An 18,196-nucleotide genomic window follows, 5' to 3' on the forward strand; every position below is an offset into this window, starting at 1 on the left:
GCCTCCTGCTTAATAATTAACCCATTTCTTTTGCCCGTACAGCTGGAACAGCGTAATGAGCAGCACACAGCCGAACAGGAACAAGGCGATGGAAGACGCGTAGCCGGTTTTGAGGTTCTCGAACGCCGTCGTATACAGATAATACGTCACGACCGAGGTGGAGTAGGACGGCCGCCCCTCCGTCAGCACCTTAATGATGTCGAACGCCTTGAACGTGCTGATCAGCCCGGTCACGAGCAGGAAAAACGTCGTTGGCGAAACGAGCGGCACCGTAATGCGCATAAAACGGGTCAGCGCCCCCGCCCCGTCGATATCGGCAGATTCGTACAGGTCCTTGGGAATCGACTGGAGCGCAGCCAGATACACGATCATGCAAAAGCCGATGCCAACCCAGACCAGAATGATCATCACCGAAGGCAGCGCATATTGAATGTCGCCGAGCCAGGCCGGCGGGTTCTTGACGCCTATTGCCATCAGAAACTGGTTGATCGGGCCATAGGACGGGTGAAACAACAGCTGAAAGACGATCGCTACAGCCACAATGCTGGAGATGTACGGCATGAAAAAAATGACCTTGAACACGCTTTTGAAATACACCAGCTTGTCAATCACAACAGCAATGATCAATGCCAGCAGCATCTGGATCGGGACCACGAGCAGGAGAACCAGATTGTTTTTGAGCGAGATCAGAAAAACGCGATCCTGGAACAGCAATGAAAAATTGCGAAAGCCGGTGAATCTGATTTTGTCGAGACCGGCGGTGAAGCTCCAGTCCGTAAAGCTAAGCATCAGGGTAAACAACGTGGGAATGATGGTGAGTACCGTCAGTCCGATAAACATCGGGGCTATAAACGCGTAGCCCGCTGCATTTTCGCGCTTCTCGCTGATTTTTGCGGCTTTGCGCACGGCGGTCGGGTTCACCGCGCCGGTCTCTTTCACGATTTTACTTTCCATGACATGCACCTCGTCCGCTTGATGAGTTCTCGTACTCATCGTAGCCGAGATTCGCGTCGGGCTTAAAGGCAGCGAAATGACCGTTTTGAAAATATTTTTACTTTTTGGGGATGAAAAAAAGCCGCGGCGGCGCGCGGCGCAAGGCTTGCAGCGGTTGCGGGAGCCGCACGGAGCGCGCGGCTGTGGTGGGGTCGCGGCGGGCAGTGGGCGCGGCTTGGCGGGCCGGGCGAATGCGGGCCGGGCGGGCCGACCGGAGGGCGACGCAAGCGCGGCGATGCGCGATGGGGCGGCTCGCGGACGGGCGAGGCGATGGCGGGCTGGGCCGGCAGGTTGGCTGCGTGGACGGGCGGCGACGGCGGACGGGCTTAGCGCGCGGTAAGAACCGGCAGCACCAGCGGCTAGAGCGCGGCGCTTGGCCGGCGGTCGGGCCTAAACGGGATGCTTGGTCCGGCCCGACCCTATCGCTGGCTGACCAAGCTGCAGCATGCGCGGCACGTCACCCTTCGGCAAAGCCGCTAGGGAGCCAGCCGCGGCCCAGCCGTAGATGCGCGCACGACCAGCTGCGGCTCCAGATCGACCGTCGCCAAGGACTGCGGCGCTTCAATCAACGCGAGCAGAGCTTGCGCGACGGCGGCAGCGGCAACGTCCACAGGCACGCCTGTAGCGGTCATCGGTACGTCGAGGCTATCCATCTGCGGCAGCTGGTCGTAGCTGACCACCGACATCTCCTGCGGCACGCGCACCCCCAACTCGTGGAAGGCGCGCAGCACGCCGCGCGTCAAATCGATGCCGCCGGTAATGACCGCGGTCGGGCGCTGCGGCAGCTCCAGCAGCTCGCGTGCCGCCAAATAGCCGTCGTGAAAGTCGAGCCCTTTCCGCTGGGCAACGGCCTCGTCCGACAGCGTCAAGCCGAGCTTGGCCGACTCCTCGCGAAAGGCGGCAATCTTCGCCGCTTGCAGCGGATCGTCCAGATGCGGCCGGCCGACATAGGCAATCGCCCGGTGGCCCAGCCCGACCAAATGGCGCACGGCGAGCCGGATCGCTTGCCCGCGGTTGACGTCCACGGTCGGCAGCGACGTCCCGCCTGCGGCTCCATAGGCCAGCACGGGAATGGACGCACGCTTGTCGATCAGGCCCGGATCAAGCTGCTTGTCGCCAAAAACGAGCATCGCGTCGACTTGAAAGCGCCGGAAAGCAGCGACAGCGGACTCCATCCGGCTGATCGACAGCAGCGTCGTGTACCCTTCCTGCTCCAGCTTGTCGTTCAGCCCCGTCAGCAGCGCGGTGAGCGCCGCGCGCTCGATGGACGGCCACAACACGCCGATGGCCCCCGTGCGCTTCGATACAAGGCTGCGGGCAGCCATATTGGGCTGGTAGCCCATCTGCTCGGCAATCGCCAAAATATGGCGCTTCGTGCTTTCCTGCACCAGCGAGCTGCCCCGCAGCGCCTTGGATACGGTGGAAAAACTGACTCCAGCCTGCTCGGCAATATCTTTAATGGTGACCATGTGTCCTCCAGGTCTGTAATGGATGGTAGTTTACAATTTGATTTTAATCGAATATGATAAAAATAACAACGTTGTTATTAACGAAAAAAGGGAGATGTTTTCCGTGTTTCAACTGACAAATACGGTTTCTGTCGTCATCGGCGGCAACGGCGTATTGGGCAGCGCGATGGCTGCCGCACTGGCGGAGGCAGGCTCGAAGGTCGCCATCGTCGGCCGCGATATGGACAAAGCCGAACGCGTATGCGGCGAAATCCGCGCGCAAGGCGGCGACGTCCGGGCGTTCCAGGCCGACGCGACGCGCAAGGCGGAGCTGGAATCGGTGCTCGCCCAAGTGCTGGCATGGGGCGGGCGCGTCGATACGCTGATCAACGCCTCGGGAACGAACAGCGCCACCCCGTTTTTCGAGCTGGATATGGACGAATGGGACCGCATTATGGACGTCAATCTCAAGAGCGTCGTGCTCGCCTGTCAGGTGTTCGGCAAGCATTTGGTGGAGCAAGGCAGCGGCGGCTCGATCATCAACATCTCCTCCGTGTCGTCCGGCCCTCCGTTATCGCGGGTGTTCACCTATTCGGCATCCAAAGCCGGCGTGAACAGCGTGACGCAATTTCTGGCCCGCGAGCTGGCGCCGCACCGCATCCGGGTCAACGCGATCATTCCGGGCTTTTTTCCCGCCGAGCAAAATCGCAAAATCCTTTCAGCCGACCGCATTGAAGCGATCATGCGCCATACGCCGATGGACCGCTTCGGCTCGCCGGAGGAGCTCAAGGGCGCTGTCGTCTATCTCGCCTCAACACCGGCCTCCTCGTTTGTGACCGGCACATTCCTGCGCGTAGACGGCGGATTCGGAGCGGTGACGATATGAGCGATATTCTCCGCCAGCTCGTTCAAGATATCCCGATTCCCCGCATGGTCACCATCCGCCAAAAGTTCGACGACTCCCGTCTCGCCGACCCGATCGCCGAGCTGCACGCCCGGCTGCAAGCCGCCGACGCGACGGAGCACATCCGCGCCGGCCAGAAGGTCGCCGTCGCCGTCGGCAGCCGCGGCATTTCGCGCATCGGCGAATTGACGAAAGCTGTCGTCGACGAGCTCAAGCGGCTCGGCGCCGAGCCGTTCCTCGTGCCTTGCATGGGCAGCCACGGCGGAGCCACCGCCGAAGGGCAGCGCGATGTGCTCGCTCATCTGGGCATCGATGAAGCGCGCATGGGCTGCCCGGTCCGCTCCTCGATGGAGGTGGTCGAGCTCGACCGGCTGCCCAACGGCCTGCCGGTCTACTGCGACCGCATCGCGGCCGAAGAAGCCGACGCCATTGTCGTCATCAATCGCATCAAGCCGCATACGGCCTTCCGGGGGCCGATTGAAAGCGGGCTGCTCAAGATGATCGCGATCGGGCTCGGCAAGCAAAAAGGCGCCGAAGCCTGCCACCAGCTCGGCTTTAAATACATGGCCGAGAACGTGCCGGCTATGGCGCGGGTGATGATCGCCAAGCTGCCCATCGTCTTTGGCGTCGCCGTCGTCGAAAACGCCTACGACCAGATTTGCGGCGTCGAGGTGCTCGGCACCGACATCATGGAGGAGCGGGAGATGGAACTGCTGGTCGAAGCGAAGCGCCGGCTGCCGAGCCTGCTTTTTCCCGAGCTGGAAGTGCTGGTCATCGATTACATCGGCAAAAACATCAGCGGCGACGGGGCCGACCCGAACATCACCGGACGATACCCCACCCCCTATGCCCACGGCGGGCCGGACATCAACAAAATCGTCGTGCTCGACCTGACGCCCGAGTCCAAGGGCAACGCTAACGGCGTCGGCACCGCCGATTTTACGACCAGCCGCCTTGTTGCCAAAGCCGACTGGCCCGGCACCTACGCCAACGGCCTCACCTCGACCGTCTGCGCGCCGACAAAGCAGGCGACGACGCTGGCCACCGACCGCGACGCCATCCAAGCCGCGATCAAGACGAGCAACATTCTCGACTACAACACCGTCCGCATGGTCCGCATCCGCGACACGCTGCACCTCGGCGAAATCGCCATTTCCGAGTCGCTGCTGGACGAAGCCCGGCGGCACCCGCAAATTGAAATACTCAGCGAGCCTTACGAGCTGCCGTTTGACGCCGACGGATTTTTGCCGAAATGACAACGGACGGACTGAACATCTCCGCACGTACACAAGAAAGGACGTAAGCCAAGCTATGACGCACAAGCCGATTGAAGATATCACCACGCTGCGACAAACCGTCCAGCGGCTGGCCGCAACGCTGCCCGTCACCGACATGCATACGCACCTCTACGCCCCTGAATTCGGCAGTCTGCTGCTGTGGGGCGTCGACGAGCTGCTGACCTATCACTATTTGATTTCAGAATCGTTCCGCTGGACCGAAAGCGATTATGACGCCTTCTGGGCGCTGTCCAAGACAGAGCAGGCCGATCTGATCTGGCGCAACCTGTTCGTCGACCATTCGCCGGTCAGCGAAGCGACAACGGGCCTGCTCACCACCTTCAACCGCCTGGGGCTCGATGTATCCTCGCGCAACCTCGACAGCTACCGCCAGGCGCTGCAATCGCGCACCGCGCGCGAGCAAGTCGACACCGTGATGCGGATCGCCAACGTCAGCTCGATCGTCATGACCAACGATCCGTTCGACGAGCTGGAGCGCCCTGTCTGGCTCGCCGGCGATGGCGGCAAGGATGCGCGCTTCCATGCGGCCCTGCGCGTGGATACGCTGCTTAACGACTGGCCGCGCGCCATTGACGAGCTGGTCAAGCTCGGCTATGCCGTCGACGCCACATGGTCGGAGCAAACGCAGAGCGAGGTGCGGCGCTTTTTGTCCGAATGGATTGTACGCATGGATGCTCTGTATCTGGCCGTTTCGATGCCCGGCGACTTTCACTACCCGTCCGACGACCACCGCAGCCGGATGATCGACGACGTGATGATTCCCGTATGCCGCGAGCGGGACATCCCGTTTGCCCTGATGATCGGCGTGCGCCGCGGCGTCAACCCGTCGCTGCGCATCGCCGGCGATATGAGCATGCTGTCCAGCGTGTCCGCTGTCGAAGCGCTATGCCGCCGTTACCCGGAGCAAAAATTTCTGGTCACGATGCTCGCCCGCGAAAACCAGCACGAGCTCGCAGTCCTCGCGCGCAAATTCCGCAATCTGATGATTTTCGGCTGCTGGTGGTTCCTGCACATCGAATCGATGGTCGAAGAAATGACCCGCTTCCGCATGGAGCTGCTGGGCGCCTCCTTCATCCCGCAGCATTCCGACTGCCGGGTATTCGAGCAATTGATCTACAAGTGGGAGCACTCGCGCACCATCATCGGCCGCGTGCTGACCGGCCAGTACGAAAAGCTGTTTCACAGCGGCTGGCGCGTGTCGGAGGACGAAATCATACGTGATCTCGATGATCTGTATAATCGTAATTTCTGGAGATTCCTGGGCAAATTGCGATAGCGTCTTCCAGACAGTCTGCACCTTGATGTGAAGCCGCGTCATGGCCGCTGCTGCTTGCATCCGGCCCGCTACCCGATAAAAAAGAGCGTCCCTTAGCCAATAGGCTTCGGAACGCTCTTTTCCTGTTATGTCGTTACCACGCTCTGACTCCATCCATGTAGAACTCGGCGGAACCCGTCGCCGAACATCCACCATCAGCATTTTTTGGCGCTTAGATCCAGCTGCGGATAGATCAGCGAGCATCAGCATCAGATAAGATCGTAGAACGGCTGCGCACTTGCGCAACGGCTTGCTCATTGGCTTACTCATTAGCGTACCTCCCCAAGTGATGGATAGGGCTCTAAAAGTCCGGTAAACAACCAGCGTCCTCCGGTCGATAGCGGTTTCCACTCGCTGTTGTAGACGGATTTTTCGATGGAATGACCCCGTTCGGGGTGAAAATCCGCCTACAAAGGCGACCGCTGACGCTGTGCCAACTCCCTATCGACCCTCCGGCCACTTGTTCACCGGACTCTTGGCGGCAAGGATATTGACATCCACCTTGATGTTCGGATACTCCTTCGTGAATTCCGGCAAAATCTTGCTCCAATGCGCGGTATCCTCCGACAGCCACGTATACAGCTTCAAATTTACCGCTTCCTGCTGGGTTTGATTTTGTTCGGGCCCGGGCGATGCAGCCTGTTCGTCCGAAGGGCCGGAGGAACAGCCGGCCAGCAAAGCCAGAGTGAGCGACGAGGAAACGAGCAGCTTGGTTAACTTTTTCATAGAATCCCCTTCCAAATGTCTGAATGTTGGTTCACCCGTATTATATCAAGGCAAAACTTTTAGATATAAGCAACAATTTTAACTAAAGGAAAAATAATTAAACGAATCCGCTTGGCTTCTAGCCCTTCACGCCCCCTGCCGAAATCCCCTCTATCACCTGCTTTTGTCCGATCACAAACACGATCAGAAGCGGCAAAATCGCCGAAACCGCCGCAGCCATCATCAGCGAATAAAACTGGCCGTTCTCATTGCCGAACGATTGAATGCCCAATTGCAGGGTGAACAGCTTCTGGGAATGGAGAAAAATCAGCGGATTCTGATAATCGTTCCATGTCCAAATAAATCGAAGAATCGCGTAGGTCGCCAAAGCCGGCTTCACTAGCGGCAGCATCACAGAAGTAAAAATCCGCCAATGCCCCGCGCCGTCCATTCGGGCCGACTCCAGATATTCGTCATGCACACTCAGGAAAAACTGTCGCAGCAAGAAAGTGCCCAGCACGCTGAAGCAATTCAGCATCACCAAGCCCAGATGCGTATCGAACAATCCGAGCCATTTATAAATCAAAAACTGCGGGACCAATATCGCCTGCGGCGGAATCATGTACACCATCAGCAGCAGGATGAACAGCGCCTCGCGGCCTGCAAATTTCACCTTCGTCAAGCCGTAGGCGGCCATGCTGGAAAATAACAGCGAGCATACCGTCGTGAACACCGACACCTTCAGCGAATTCCAGTAGTACAGCACAAACGGCGACTCCCGCCAAACCTCGCGATAGTTCTCCACGACATGCCAATGCTTAGGAATCCACTCGATAGGAAAATTGAACACGTCGATTTCCGGCTTCAATGATGCTGAGATCATCCACAGCTGCCCAGATCGAAATCGCCATGACCATCATGAGCGCATAATCGGGGTCGCCTAGCCATTTCGGCGGATTCGCCATACCCAGCGATTTCAAAAACGCGTTCACCGGGCCATATTCGGGATGAAACAACACCTGGCACACGACCGCCACCGCCACCACACTGGAGATATACGGCATAAAATAGACGACCTTAAATACACTCTTCGCATACACATATTTATTGATCACGACCGCGAGCAGCAATGCAGCCGCCAGCGAAATCGGCACCACCAGCATGAAAATCAAATTATTCCCCAATGAGTGAATAAAGATAGGGTCCTTGAACAACCTGATAAAATTGCTCAGTCCCGTAAAATGAATCCCCGATAGTCCCTGAACCAGACTCCATTCCGTCAGACTCAAATAAAGGGAAGCCACTATCGGGATCACGGTCAGGATCGTCAAGCCCACGAGCATCGGCCCGACAAACAAATAGCCGGTCAGCTGCTCCTTTAGCGCTTTTTTTCGCATTTTCCCACTCCTTTCAAGGTCATGGCTGCGGGCCGGGAGATGGAGGCAAACAATACACCACTTCCAGACGGCTTGCTTCTTCCTGACACACCCAGGTAAGCTCGGCGAGCGCAGCCGGTATGAAGAACGTGTCGCCTTGCGCAACCTTTTGCGTGCCGCCGGGCCAGACGACCTGGCCCCGACCCGTCATCACAATCGCAATGGCAAACGACCCGCCTGTCGGATAAGACAAACGACGCCCGATACGCAGCCGATGCATCCGGAAGCGATCCGTCTGATCGCGCTCGATCAAGGCAAACGCGTTGCCGCCTTCGGCTTCCATGAGCAGCTGAGGCTGCAGGACAAACCTGTCCCTCAGCTCCTCCAACGTATAGCACTCGTAATGAAAGCACGCCAGCATTTCGTCAAATCCAAGACCCTGATGGCAGGCACGATCGGGCACCTCCACTCCGCGAGGCGTCGTTCGTTCCGTTCGCAGCGTCAGATCGGTCGGCTCCTGAATCTCGATCATGAAGCAGCCTGCGCCGATCGCGTGCGGCATACCGCCCTCAACCAGGTACACGTCCCCCGGCCGAACCGGGAGACGATGCAGGCTGGCAAGCATGCCCGCGATATCCTGCTTCTCGAACAGCTCTTTCCAGCGTTCGGCGGTCATGCCCGGCTTAAAGCCCATCAGCACATAAGGCTCCTCGCCTGCGATAGACCGCGTGCCGACGATATACCAAGCCTCCGTTTTCCCGAACTCCGAATGGAAATGCGCCCGCGCAAACTCCCGATCCGGATGCACCTGCAGCGTTAAGCGTTCACCGGCATCCAGCAGTTTGACCAGCACAGCCGTTGTCTGACCGTACGCTCGCACATGGGCTTGGCCGAGGAAGCGCTCCGGATCGGACCCGATAATCTCCAGCAGGCTCGACTCGCTGCCTTTGACACGGCTTATCCCTTCGTGAATATGCTCCCGGCCGGCATTGGACGCTTGAACGACAGACGCTACCCACTCCTCCGGAAAATCGCTGTCGTGCGCCTCGGGCATTCCCTGCCAGCGGTCAATCAGGCTACCGCCGCGGTACGTTCGCCAGACCCGGTTAGCGCTCAACGCGATCGGCATCTCCGCCAGCTTGCTCCATGCTGCCGTCATCGCGCCGTCCTCCATTCGACCTTATAGATTTCCACTTCATGCCGCGGCAGCTCGATCCGCACACGCAGCCGCCCGTCTGCGTCCCGTTCAAAAGGGACAGCCTTGTCGCCGATGACTGCCCGGACGGAGACGACTTCACCAATCGCTGCTCGAATCGTCAGCCAGCTCGATTTCATTTCGTCTTCATAATTGAAGGCAAAGAGCAGCAGCCCATCCTCTCCCTGCAGCACATTCACTTTGATCGACGGATTTTCTATGGCGTAAGGAGCCAGAACGAGCTTCCGGGACAATCGGGACAGCCACTGGAGCAGTTGCGGAGACGGATTGTGGTAATACCCGTACCAAAGGTGCGTCGACGCATAGATCAGCGCCCCTTTTCCACACTTGACCTCCAGCAGCCCTGGCGCTCCGTCCGCGTAAGCTGCCAGCACATTCCCACGTTCGTCTTCCTTGCGCAGCAGCTTGCGTTCAAAATAACCCGGAAGGACCTCATCCTGTCGGACATCCGACGCTTCGGAAACCAGCTCCATGTCCAAGTGCAGCGGATCGATATCTGCAAGCCGCACACCCAGCAAACGCTGCAGCGGCCCTCCCGGCTGATTCTGGTGCATGATGCCGTTCTCGTCCAGCTCTGCGAACTTGCCGTCGGCAATGACGGTACCGCCGCGCTCGGCGTACGACTCCAGCGCTTGCGCCAGCTTATCGCCCATTACAAGCTGGCTGGGCAGAAACAGGGCCCGATAGTCCTCTGCAGCTCCATCAATGACATCGTCCGGCGTAATAAACGTCACCGGAATGTTGAGGTCCCATAAGCAGCGGTACAGCCCGGCGAGCGTATTCACGTAAAAATTCGTCTCCTGCGGCACATTCAACGTAAACGCTTTGGTGAAATCATGCGTAAGCTTGTCATAGACAATCGCGGCATACGGCCGGCTGCGCCGATAGGTCGACAGCTCGCGCCCGCAACGGCCGATCACTTGCGCCATATCCGCTGCGGCGTCTGCTCGCGGCGTTCGCGCCCCTTGCCCATCGACCAGCCCGCGTCCCCCGGTTTGAATGCCCTTGATAAACGGGTCCCATTTCCAGTAAACAATGCCCTTGGCGCCGTGTGAGACAGCCTCCCACGTCCACCATTTCAGTTCATGCGGATAGACGATGCTCGTTGGGCTAAACATAGAGCGATGATGGCTCTGCAGCTCCGAAATCCAGAACCGTCCGCCCTTCGTGGCAGCCTGCGCGCCTGCAAACGTCTGCCAGCGCTTATAAGCCGTCGTGCCATCCAGATTTTCCTTCGGATAAAACGAAATGCCGAATTCATCGACATTCGCAGCAATGCTCCAGTCGTCGTGAGGCCGATCGTAGAACCCGTCCGTTGCGATCATGGAATTGATATTGTCGGCAATCGTGGGGTGCTCGTCATCGACCTCGCGGATGTAACCGCGCCATTCGTTAACAATCCTGCCGATGTTCCATTTGCGGAACTGCTGCCAATCGACAAAGGGCATGACGCTGGCCCATAGCCAGGTTGTAAATTCAATTTGATTCCAGTCCGTGTACGCCCGGTCCCAGATGTCGTTTAACTTGTCCAGCGCCTCATACTTATCCTCCAGCCAACTGCGGAACAAACGCAGCGTATAGCAGTCGTAAGACGTAAACATCGTTTCGTTCAGAATGTCGTATCCGTAAAGCGCCGGGAAGTCTTTATACGCCTCTGCCGCTGCAATAAAGCCCTTGCGCACGAGCGCCTTCACTTCAGGATGATTGTAGTTCAGGAAATCAAAATAATTTTTATTATTGTTGGCGCTGCCGTCAGCATTTTGCGCGAAATATTCCGGCTTCATCCAGAAGTCCGGGGCATACTCCAGCGAGGTAATTTGCCCCGCAAGCTCCATGATCACCTTCAGCCCGATTTGCTCCGCATAGGCCAAAATTTGCTTGCCTGTATGGAACGGGTAGTCCGGGTGCAGCCGACTCTCCCACCAGAATACCGCCGGCCAAATGACGACCAGATTCATCCCGCATTGCTTGATGGCATCCAGCTGCCCGCAGACCTCTTGCAACGAACTCTCTCTTTGCACCTTCAATACCGCTCCGTAATAATAATCGTTCACGGCTCCGCTCCTCCTCTTTCTGACACTTCCTATATGGACTCAGTACCCAGTATAGAAGTCAAACCGCCGCCTGCTAAGCGACTATCCAAACCGAATCAAAAAAATTTTAACCAGATCGCCAATGCCCATTCCCATTAAAAAAAAGCATCCCGACGGATGCTTGAAGCCGCTTTAGCTTCGCCACGCTTCGGATGGAGCATACCCGAAAGTCGCTTTAAAGCATTTGTTGAAATAGCTTTTGTTGCTGTAGCCAAGCTGGAAAGCAACCTCCTCGACGGTTTGGCGGCCGGTGCCGAGTCAGCGTCTGGCTGTCCGCCACCAGCTGCGACGGATCGACCGGCGCGTCCTTGCCGAGCTTCTTGAGCACATTCACCATCTGGGCATCAAATTGAATATTGTTGGTGATGTAAATCATCGATTTCATCAAATCCGCTACATAGATGTTGGCGACGTCCAAAGACTCCTTGGCATAGGTCGTTGCTTGCTTTCTGAGAATATCTCTTGTGAAATAATCGGAAGCCAGGCTGGAAATCAATGCCGGAGAAATCAGGCACAGCACGATGGAAACCATCATTTTTTGACGCAAGGACCCTTTCTGCAATCGATTCCAAATACGCATGGTGTCGTCCCTCGATATTCTCTAGAAGTGCGGTGACCAACCAGCGACCTCCGGTCGATAGCGGCTTCCACTCGCTGTTGTAGTCGGATTTTCTTCATGGCATGACCCCCTAAAAGTCAAAATCCGTCTACAAAGGCGACCGCAGACACTGTTCCGGCGTGCTATCGACTCTCCGGCCACTTCTTCACCGGACTTCTAGTTTCTAGTTATTCATTGCTCCCTGCAAAACCAACCGTTTCTCCGCCAATGATTCGCGTCGATATGCGCACCGTCTCGAACGGACGTTCCGGGTGCTGGCCCCGCCACAGCAGCTGCTCGAACGCTCTGGAGCCGATTTCTCCCCCGTTCACCTCGGCAGTCGCCAGCCGTACCTGAACAGGCGTCATGTCCGCATGATGCCGCATATAGTCAAAGCCCGTGACCGATACATCCTCCGGGATGCGCAGCCCTCTGGCTTCCAGATAATGAATCAGCTGAAACGCGATCAGATCGTTAGCGCAAACAAACGCGGAAGGCAACTGCTTCATCGCATCCAGCTTTTCCGAGAATTCGATCAGCTTAAAATAATTTTCGGGGCTGGGATGAATCAGGCAATATTCCTGCCGGACGGGTAACCCTGCCTCAAACATAGCCCGCTTGAAGCCGGTCCAGCGTTCCATAAACGATTTGCAATCATTCACATCGCCGATAAAGCCGATCCGCCGGTGATGATGCGCAAGCAAATGGTTCGTCAGCTCATAGACGCTTTGCTCATTCTCCATCATCACCGAATCGCACAACACCTCGTTTTGCCGCGGCTCCAAATAACCGTCAATCAGCACAAAGGGAATGTGCAGCTCCACCAGTGACTTCGCCAGCTCTCTTCGCGTGATCCCAGCCAGCACGATGCCTTCGGGCTTCAGCTTGGTGATCGTTTCCGGCACCCGGCCCTGCTGCAAATCCTCCTCGGTCAAAAAGTTAAACACCAGCTGATAGCCGTGCTGTCGGGAAGCCTCTTCCACACCGCGAAGCACATCGCCCCAGAACCCGTGCTGAAATATATTAATGCTTGATTTGATCAAAAAAGCGATCGTTTTCGTATCCGCTTTGCGCCGAATGCTGGAAATCTGCACATTCAGCTGGCCCAGCTTCGTATCCAGAAATTTTTTGTAGCCCAAATTCAGCGCCGTTTCCAGAACAAGCCGTTTCGTATGCTCCGGAACCTCCGGGTGATTGTTGAGCGCCTTGGACACCGTCGTGCGCGACATGTTCAATAGGCTGGCAATATCCATTGTCGTATATTTCTTTTTCATTTCGCTTCCCCGCATTCCGACCTGCTCACAACCAGCATGCCACAAATATGCTTCGAGTATAGCACACCACCCTCATTTTCGTTAAGAAATTTTGTTCAATTCATGTAAAAAACGCACAATAAAACGTTGGAAATCGTTATTACCCCCTGTATAAATTCACTTTTTTGTTCAAAACGTTCAAATAAATTAACAAATTGAACAAAAAATTGTTTTTACATTATTTACTTCCCTTCTGTCCGCTCCTTATAATTAAGCCTAGAAAAAAGAAAACGCATACAAAAGGAGGATTTCCTTGAAAAAGGTACTTTTCCCACTTATCGCTTTCAGCCTGACCGCCGTTTCGCTCCTCGCAGGCTGCTCTACAGACCAACCGGCCGCCAGCCCATCCGGTCAGAACGACCCCACGGCAACCGAAGGTGCGGCCGGCACGCCGCTTACCATGAGCCTCGGAATTATGGGCGGACCCAAAACACCCAACTCGTGGGCCGAAAAGCAGCTAGAACAAGTGCTGGCCGCCAAGCTGAACCGCCCGGTCGATGTGGTGCCCGTCTTTTATCCCGACTGGTCTCAAATGAACACCAAGATCAATCTGCTGATGAGCGATGCCAGCCAGCGCCCGAACATTCTATGGACCGGAGACACCAAGGAGTATCCCAAGTGGATTCAGGCCGGACTCGTTCAGGACATTACCCCCTCCCTGCAAAAATATGGAAAGGAAATTTTAAACTATTACAGCAAAAACACGATGTTTTATCATTGGAGCCCGCAAGACGGCGGCAAAATTTACCGTCTGCCCGGTGATGTGCCGGAAGCCGGCTCCATGACGACGCTGCTGCGCAAGGACTGGCTCGACAAACTCGGCCTCAAGCCGCCGAAAACACTGGACGAATATATCGAAGTTCTAAGAGCTTTTACAAATAAGGACCCTGACGGCAACGGCAAAAAGGATACGTACGGCTTTACCGGCGACAACTACTACCGCAGCTTGATTCCTTTCTTTTACGCTTATGGCGTCGACCCGGACAATTTTATGAAAATGCCTGACGGCTCCGTCAAATTCGGCTCTACCCTGCCGCAGGTCAAAACCGTGCTGCAAATCCTGCAAGGTCTGTATAAGGAAGGCGTAATCGACCCGAGGATGTCGACCACAGCCAACAGCGACAACACCAAGGTCGACGAGATTGTCGTATCCGGCAAGGTCGGTTCGCTCTATCGCTTCGTCAGCTATTTGAATCCGACGTATCCGGCTACCTTGTCTTTCAAAGCCAATAATCCGGACGGGGAATGGATGGCCATCGATCCGGTTACCGGACCGGACGGCTTCGGCGCCGACCAGCCGGACCCGCAAATCGGTTGGTGCTATCTGCTCGTGACCAATACGGGAAAAGCCGACGACGCCATTCAGGTGCTCAACGAAATGGCTACCCCGGAAACCTTTGCTTTATTGAATTACGGCAAGGAGGGCGAGCATTACAAGATCGAAAACGGCGAATTCAAAGCACTGATCAATCCGGAGCAAGCTAACAAGCTGGGCCTGGAGAACTTCGACTGGTACGTCAAGCGCAAGGACCAAGCCAACCTGAAAAACACGCCGGAAGTCATGAAGCTCTACGAGCATAACATTTCCACCACCAAGCCGATGCGCGACAAAATCTACTTCTCCAAATCGATCGACCGGCCAGCTTGGGATCAATACATCACCGATATCAAGAAGGTTCGCGAAGAAACGTTCTGGGGAATCATTACCGGCAACAAACCGCTTTCCGCATTCGACGATTTCATCGCCAAATACGATAAACTGGGCGGCAAAGCCATCGACGAGGAAGCCAACAAGATGTACCGATTGGAAGAAAACGAACGCAAGCAATACGATGCATGGTATGAGCAACAAATTGTCCCTTACTTGAAATAGCCCGGCGAAACCCCTGCGGGCGGAACGGTTTGGCATCGCCGGCCGTTCCACCCGCTTCTCCTTTGGGACTGATTGGAGGTAACTGCATGAAAGCAACCGCAAGACAAACAGCCGTTTCTCTGAAAACGGCGAACAGATGGAATTGGACCAAGGACCTTGTCCGCGACAAATATTTGTATCTGCTTCTCCTGCCTGGCTTGGCCCTTCTGCTAGTATTCCGCTATATTCCGATGTATGGCATTATCATCGCCTTCAAGGATTACAACATCTTTGCCGGCCTGCAGCAAAGCCCTTGGGTGGGCTTCGCCAACTTCAGCCGGCTGTTTCACTCGCCCGACTTCGCAGAAATCATCACCAACACGATCGTGATCAGCATCTACAAGCTGGCCGTCGATTTTATCGTCCCCGTAACACTCTCGCTGCTGCTCAACGAGCTGCGGCATCAGTGGTTCAAGCGGATCACCCAGTCCATTGTCTACCTGCCGCATTTTGTTTCCTGGGTCATCTTCGCCGGAATCATCATCACCTTCCTGAATCCGGTTGACGGTCTGATCAATTACCTCATTCAAGCGTTCGGAGGCAAAGCCATCGACTTCCTCGGCAGCCCCGAATATTTCAGATCCGTCCTCGTGCTGTCTCACGTCTACAAAGAGGTCGGCTGGAGCACCATTATTTATTTAGCCGCGATGTCAGGCGTTTCCCCTGAACTGTATGAAGCTGCGCGGATGGACGGCGCCACGCGCTTGCGCCAGGTCTGGCACGTTACCCTCCCGGCCATTCGCCCGGTAATGATAATTTTGCTCATACTCAGCTTGGCCAATATTCTGGAAGCCGGCTTCCAGCAAATCTTTTTGCTTTACAGCCCGCTCGTCTACGATGTCGCCGATATCATCGACACCTATGTGTACCGCGTCGGACTGGTCGATGCCAATTACAGCTACGCGACGGCTACCGGCATCTTTAAATCGGGCGTATCGATGATTCTGATTGTGTCGGCGAACTGGATTGTCAAAAAATGCGGACAAGATGGACTTTGGTAAAAGGAGGCTGCGAACATGGTCGGAATGACTTTCGGAGAAAAAATGTTTCAAATTTGCAATTATGTAGGGATGACCTTGCTCATGCTGCTCATGATGTATCCGTTCTGGTACATGATCATGGGTTCCATCAGCGACTCCACCCTGGCCGCCAGCGGCGGCTTCTTCCTCATCCCCAAGGGCTTCTCGCTGGAAGCCTATAAAGCCGTCCTTGGCAACGTCTCCTTGATGTCCGGCTTTCGGGTCACCTTGATTTCCACCGTCGCGGGCGTTGCCATCGGCACCTTCTTCACGGCCACAACCGCTTATGCCATTTCCAAAAAGCGCTTGCGCGGCCGCATGGTGTTCTCCTTTTTAATCCTGTTCACCATGCTGTTTAACGGCGGCCTGATCCCCACCTACCTGCTGATCAAATCTCTGGGGATGATGGATACGTACTGGGCTCTAATTTTGCCCAACGCCATCGGAGCCTGGAACATCTTTGTGATGCTCAGCTTCTTTCGGGGCATTCCCGAAGAGCTGGAGGAAGCTGCGCGAATCGACGGCGCCAACGACCTGACGATTTTCTTCAGGATCGTGCTGCCGCTTTCGAATGCGGTGATAGCCACTATCTCACTGTTCATCGCCGTGTATTACTGGAACGACTTCTTTTCCTCCGTCATTTATATCAACTCCAAGGATATGTGGCAGCTGCAGGCTGTGCTGCGCGATCTGATCAACAACACGAACGCCGCACTTGAATCGTCCGGAGTCAACGTCAGCTATCAGCGAAACATCTCCGTGTTTACGGTCAAAATGGCCGCGATTATCGTCGCTTCCGTCCCGATCCTCGTGGTGTATCCTTTCTTGCAAAAGCATTTTGTAAAAGGCGCGCTGATCGGCTCGCTCAAAGGATAACCACTCCCTGCGGCCAAGCCGTGCCGGTGCCTGTGTGCAGCCGCACGGCTTTTGATTTGCGCTTGAACGTATATGAATTATAATGGTGGGTGAAAGGGCGTGAACCGCATGGACATCCTGATCCCGACCCGCAAGCTGATTTTCACCAATGAACAAAAAGCCCGCTGGAAAGATGGGCAACGGGACGACTGCGCCGACCCGTACTGCCGCAAGCTCCCCGGAACGTCAGGCTTCGGCGAATACATTGCCGGACAATTTTACGAATCACTGGGCTACGCGTGGATTCATCACGACTTCAACCTCCTGGGCGGCAACAAGCTGGGCAAATATCCGCGGGCGGAAGCCATCCTGCGCAGCTATTTCGGCGACGAACGCTTCGAGCGTGGACGGCAGCTTTATGCTTCGTTTTCCCCCTTCGTGGACATGCAGGAGCCCGACCTGCTCCTCTACAAGCCGGACGGCTCCGACCTCCGCTTTGCCGAATGCAAGCGCGACGACACCGGCGATAAGCTCAACGACAGCCAGGTGCGCGGGCTCGCCCTGCTGCGCCTGCTGTTCGACTGCCCCGTAGAAGTCGTTCATATCGTCGAGAAGGGCCGGGAAGACCGGATCGCCGACGGGCCTCTGCGTTGGGCGTTTTAAGCTTGGCAGGCCGCAAAAAGCGCTGAATCACAGCTTTGGAGAGCCGCCGCTGCGTTTATTTTCGAAACCGTAACATACCAACTTCCTGCACGTGTCACGGCTGCTCGTCTTTGTATATCTGCTCATAGCTGTGCTGCTCCAACCGACCCGCTTCGCGCCTATTATCGATAAACTGATACTCATTCGTAATAACGATATCTCCACGAGTCAGGAACCCGAGCAATCGACCGGCCTCCAGACGGAATACTTGCTGATACTCCAACAGCTTGTCCCGATCTCCATAAAATTCAAAATCTTCATAATCCGCATAACGAATGCAAATTAAATCATAATAAGCCGATTTTCCGATCCATTCTTCCACTTCCACATGATCGTATAACCAACGTTCAAACTCAGACAACGGAACTTCACCGCGGATCATTCGGTAGAAAAAGCGGCGTGCTTCTCTTTCTTGCAGCATTCACATCACCTCCCATTTCCTGCAATAC

17 protein-coding genes and 1 pseudogene are annotated in these 18,196 nt (G+C 55.9%); 7 read left to right on the plus strand and 11 right to left on the minus strand.

Features of this window, described 5'->3' with window-relative positions:
• Nucleotides 1-9: 9 nt before the first annotated feature.
• Together B5M42_RS13690 and B5M42_RS13695 are read right to left on the minus strand one after the other, a co-directional pair.
• Nucleotides 10-954, minus strand: a complete 945-nt coding sequence (locus B5M42_RS13690) for a carbohydrate ABC transporter permease (protein WP_134754606.1) — start codon at nt 952-954, stop codon at nt 10-12.
• 515 nt (nt 955-1,469) lie between these two features.
• Complete coding sequence (locus tag B5M42_RS13695; RefSeq protein ID WP_134754608.1) at nt 1,470-2,462, minus strand: LacI family DNA-binding transcriptional regulator; 993 nt, start codon at nt 2,460-2,462, stop codon at nt 1,470-1,472.
• A 94-nt stretch (nt 2,463-2,556) separates the two neighbouring features.
• Here B5M42_RS13695 and B5M42_RS13700 point away from each other — a divergent pair, with 94 nt between their 5' ends.
• The 3 genes from B5M42_RS13700 to B5M42_RS13710 are packed head-to-tail and all read left to right on the plus strand — an operon-like array spanning nt 2,557 to nt 5,919.
• Nucleotides 2,557-3,327, plus strand: coding sequence for an SDR family oxidoreductase (locus B5M42_RS13700; RefSeq protein ID WP_134754725.1), 771 nt, complete (start codon nt 2,557-2,559; stop codon nt 3,325-3,327).
• A complete protein-coding gene (locus tag B5M42_RS13705; protein ID WP_134754610.1) occupies nt 3,324-4,601 on the plus strand; it encodes a nickel pincer cofactor-dependent isomerase, group 22 in 1,278 nt (425 codons plus the stop codon). Before B5M42_RS13700 ends, B5M42_RS13705 begins: the two co-directional genes overlap by 4 nt.
• A gap of 55 nt (nt 4,602-4,656) precedes the next feature.
• Nucleotides 4,657-5,919 (plus strand): glucuronate isomerase, encoded by a 1,263-nt coding sequence (locus B5M42_RS13710; RefSeq protein WP_134754612.1) that lies wholly within the window; start codon nt 4,657-4,659, stop codon nt 5,917-5,919.
• Between the two features lie 480 nt (nt 5,920-6,399).
• Here B5M42_RS13710 and B5M42_RS13715 read toward each other — a convergent pair whose 3' ends face one another.
• From B5M42_RS13715 to B5M42_RS13745, 8 genes and pseudogenes are all read right to left on the minus strand, one after another.
• Nucleotides 6,400-6,684, minus strand: a complete 285-nt coding sequence (locus B5M42_RS13715) for a hypothetical protein (RefSeq protein ID WP_134754613.1) — start codon at nt 6,682-6,684, stop codon at nt 6,400-6,402.
• 118 nt (nt 6,685-6,802) lie between these two features.
• Nucleotides 6,803-7,546, minus strand: coding sequence for a carbohydrate ABC transporter permease (locus tag B5M42_RS13720; RefSeq protein ID WP_134754615.1), 744 nt, complete (start codon nt 7,544-7,546; stop codon nt 6,803-6,805).
• Nucleotides 7,482-8,060, minus strand: coding sequence for a carbohydrate ABC transporter permease (locus B5M42_RS13725; protein ID WP_134754617.1), 579 nt, complete (start codon nt 8,058-8,060; stop codon nt 7,482-7,484). Before B5M42_RS13725 ends, B5M42_RS13720 begins: the two co-directional genes overlap by 65 nt.
• Nucleotides 8,061-8,079: 19 nt before the next feature.
• Nucleotides 8,080-9,198 carry a class I mannose-6-phosphate isomerase gene (locus B5M42_RS13730; protein ID WP_209280744.1) on the minus strand — a complete coding sequence of 373 codons (1,119 nt, stop codon included), beginning with the start codon at nt 9,196-9,198 and terminating at the stop codon, nt 8,080-8,082.
• Nucleotides 9,195-11,309 (minus strand): beta-galactosidase, encoded by a 2,115-nt coding sequence (locus tag B5M42_RS13735; RefSeq protein WP_134754618.1) that lies wholly within the window; start codon nt 11,307-11,309, stop codon nt 9,195-9,197. Before B5M42_RS13735 ends, B5M42_RS13730 begins: the two co-directional genes overlap by 4 nt.
• Nucleotides 11,310-11,480: 171 nt before the next feature.
• Nucleotides 11,481-11,552 (minus strand): annotated as a pseudogene (locus B5M42_RS25750) (hypothetical protein); the annotation flags it as partial.
• Nucleotides 11,524-11,868 (minus strand): hypothetical protein, encoded by a 345-nt coding sequence (locus tag B5M42_RS13740; protein WP_230632898.1) that lies wholly within the window; start codon nt 11,866-11,868, stop codon nt 11,524-11,526. The pseudogene B5M42_RS25750 and the gene B5M42_RS13740, both read right to left, overlap by 29 nt.
• Before the next feature lie 266 nt (nt 11,869-12,134).
• On the minus strand, nt 12,135-13,220 hold the full coding sequence (locus tag B5M42_RS13745; RefSeq protein WP_167690062.1) for a LacI family DNA-binding transcriptional regulator: 1,086 nt from the start codon (nt 13,218-13,220) through the stop codon (nt 12,135-12,137).
• A 292-nt stretch (nt 13,221-13,512) separates the two neighbouring features.
• Between B5M42_RS13745 and B5M42_RS13750 the strand changes: the two genes are divergently transcribed.
• The 4 genes from B5M42_RS13750 to B5M42_RS13765 all read left to right on the plus strand — a co-directional run bounded on the left by B5M42_RS13750 (nt 13,513) and on the right by B5M42_RS13765 (nt 17,708).
• On the plus strand, nt 13,513-15,132 hold the full coding sequence (locus tag B5M42_RS13750; protein ID WP_230632899.1) for an extracellular solute-binding protein: 1,620 nt from the start codon (nt 13,513-13,515) through the stop codon (nt 15,130-15,132).
• An 86-nt stretch (nt 15,133-15,218) separates the two neighbouring features.
• The gene (locus B5M42_RS13755; protein ID WP_134754622.1) at nt 15,219-16,172 is read left to right on the plus strand and encodes an ABC transporter permease; all 954 of its coding nucleotides are present in this window, start codon (nt 15,219-15,221) and stop codon (nt 16,170-16,172) included.
• 15 nt (nt 16,173-16,187) lie between these two features.
• Entirely contained in the window at nt 16,188-17,066 is an 879-nt protein-coding gene (locus B5M42_RS13760; protein ID WP_134754624.1) for a carbohydrate ABC transporter permease, read from the plus strand.
• A 108-nt stretch (nt 17,067-17,174) separates the two neighbouring features.
• Nucleotides 17,175-17,708 carry a hypothetical protein gene (locus B5M42_RS13765; RefSeq protein WP_134754626.1) on the plus strand — a complete coding sequence of 178 codons (534 nt, stop codon included), beginning with the start codon at nt 17,175-17,177 and terminating at the stop codon, nt 17,706-17,708.
• Between the two features lie 94 nt (nt 17,709-17,802).
• On the opposite strand, the gene B5M42_RS13770 is transcribed toward B5M42_RS13765, so the two are convergent.
• Nucleotides 17,803-18,168, minus strand: a complete 366-nt coding sequence (locus B5M42_RS13770) for a hypothetical protein (protein ID WP_134754628.1) — start codon at nt 18,166-18,168, stop codon at nt 17,803-17,805.
• Nucleotides 18,169-18,196 lie beyond the last annotated feature (28 nt).

It is taken from the genome of Paenibacillus athensensis (assembly GCF_004514475.2).
GTDB lineage: Bacteria > Bacillota > Bacilli > Paenibacillales > NBRC-103111 > Paenibacillus_AL > Paenibacillus_AL athensensis.

What these genes read in the sequence shown, in the direction of transcription:
- B5M42_RS13745 (WP_167690062.1), bottom strand. Translation starts at nt 13,220, where the DNA reads ATGAAAAAGAAATATACGACAATGGATATTGCCAGCCTATTGAACATG.
- B5M42_RS13690 (WP_134754606.1), bottom strand. Translation starts at nt 954, where the DNA reads ATGGAAAGTAAAATCGTGAAAGAGACCGGCGCGGTGAACCCGACCGCC.
- B5M42_RS13765 (WP_134754626.1), top strand. Translation starts at nt 17,175, where the DNA reads ATGGACATCCTGATCCCGACCCGCAAGCTGATTTTCACCAATGAACAA.
- B5M42_RS13730 (WP_209280744.1), bottom strand. Translation starts at nt 9,198, where the DNA reads ATGACGGCAGCATGGAGCAAGCTGGCGGAGATGCCGATCGCGTTGAGC.
- B5M42_RS13715 (WP_134754613.1), bottom strand. Translation starts at nt 6,684, where the DNA reads ATGAAAAAGTTAACCAAGCTGCTCGTTTCCTCGTCGCTCACTCTGGCT.
- B5M42_RS13710 (WP_134754612.1), top strand. Translation starts at nt 4,657, where the DNA reads ATGACGCACAAGCCGATTGAAGATATCACCACGCTGCGACAAACCGTC.
- B5M42_RS13755 (WP_134754622.1), top strand. Translation starts at nt 15,219, where the DNA reads ATGAAAGCAACCGCAAGACAAACAGCCGTTTCTCTGAAAACGGCGAAC.
- B5M42_RS13705 (WP_134754610.1), top strand. Translation starts at nt 3,324, where the DNA reads ATGAGCGATATTCTCCGCCAGCTCGTTCAAGATATCCCGATTCCCCGC.
- B5M42_RS13725 (WP_134754617.1), bottom strand. Translation starts at nt 8,060, where the DNA reads ATGCGAAAAAAAGCGCTAAAGGAGCAGCTGACCGGCTATTTGTTTGTC.
- B5M42_RS13720 (WP_134754615.1), bottom strand. Translation starts at nt 7,546, where the DNA reads ATGATCTCAGCATCATTGAAGCCGGAAATCGACGTGTTCAATTTTCCT.
- B5M42_RS13770 (WP_134754628.1), bottom strand. Translation starts at nt 18,168, where the DNA reads ATGCTGCAAGAAAGAGAAGCACGCCGCTTTTTCTACCGAATGATCCGC.
- B5M42_RS13700 (WP_134754725.1), top strand. Translation starts at nt 2,557, where the DNA reads ATGTTTTCCGTGTTTCAACTGACAAATACGGTTTCTGTCGTCATCGGC.
- B5M42_RS13695 (WP_134754608.1), bottom strand. Translation starts at nt 2,462, where the DNA reads ATGGTCACCATTAAAGATATTGCCGAGCAGGCTGGAGTCAGTTTTTCC.
- B5M42_RS13760 (WP_134754624.1), top strand. Translation starts at nt 16,188, where the DNA reads ATGGTCGGAATGACTTTCGGAGAAAAAATGTTTCAAATTTGCAATTAT.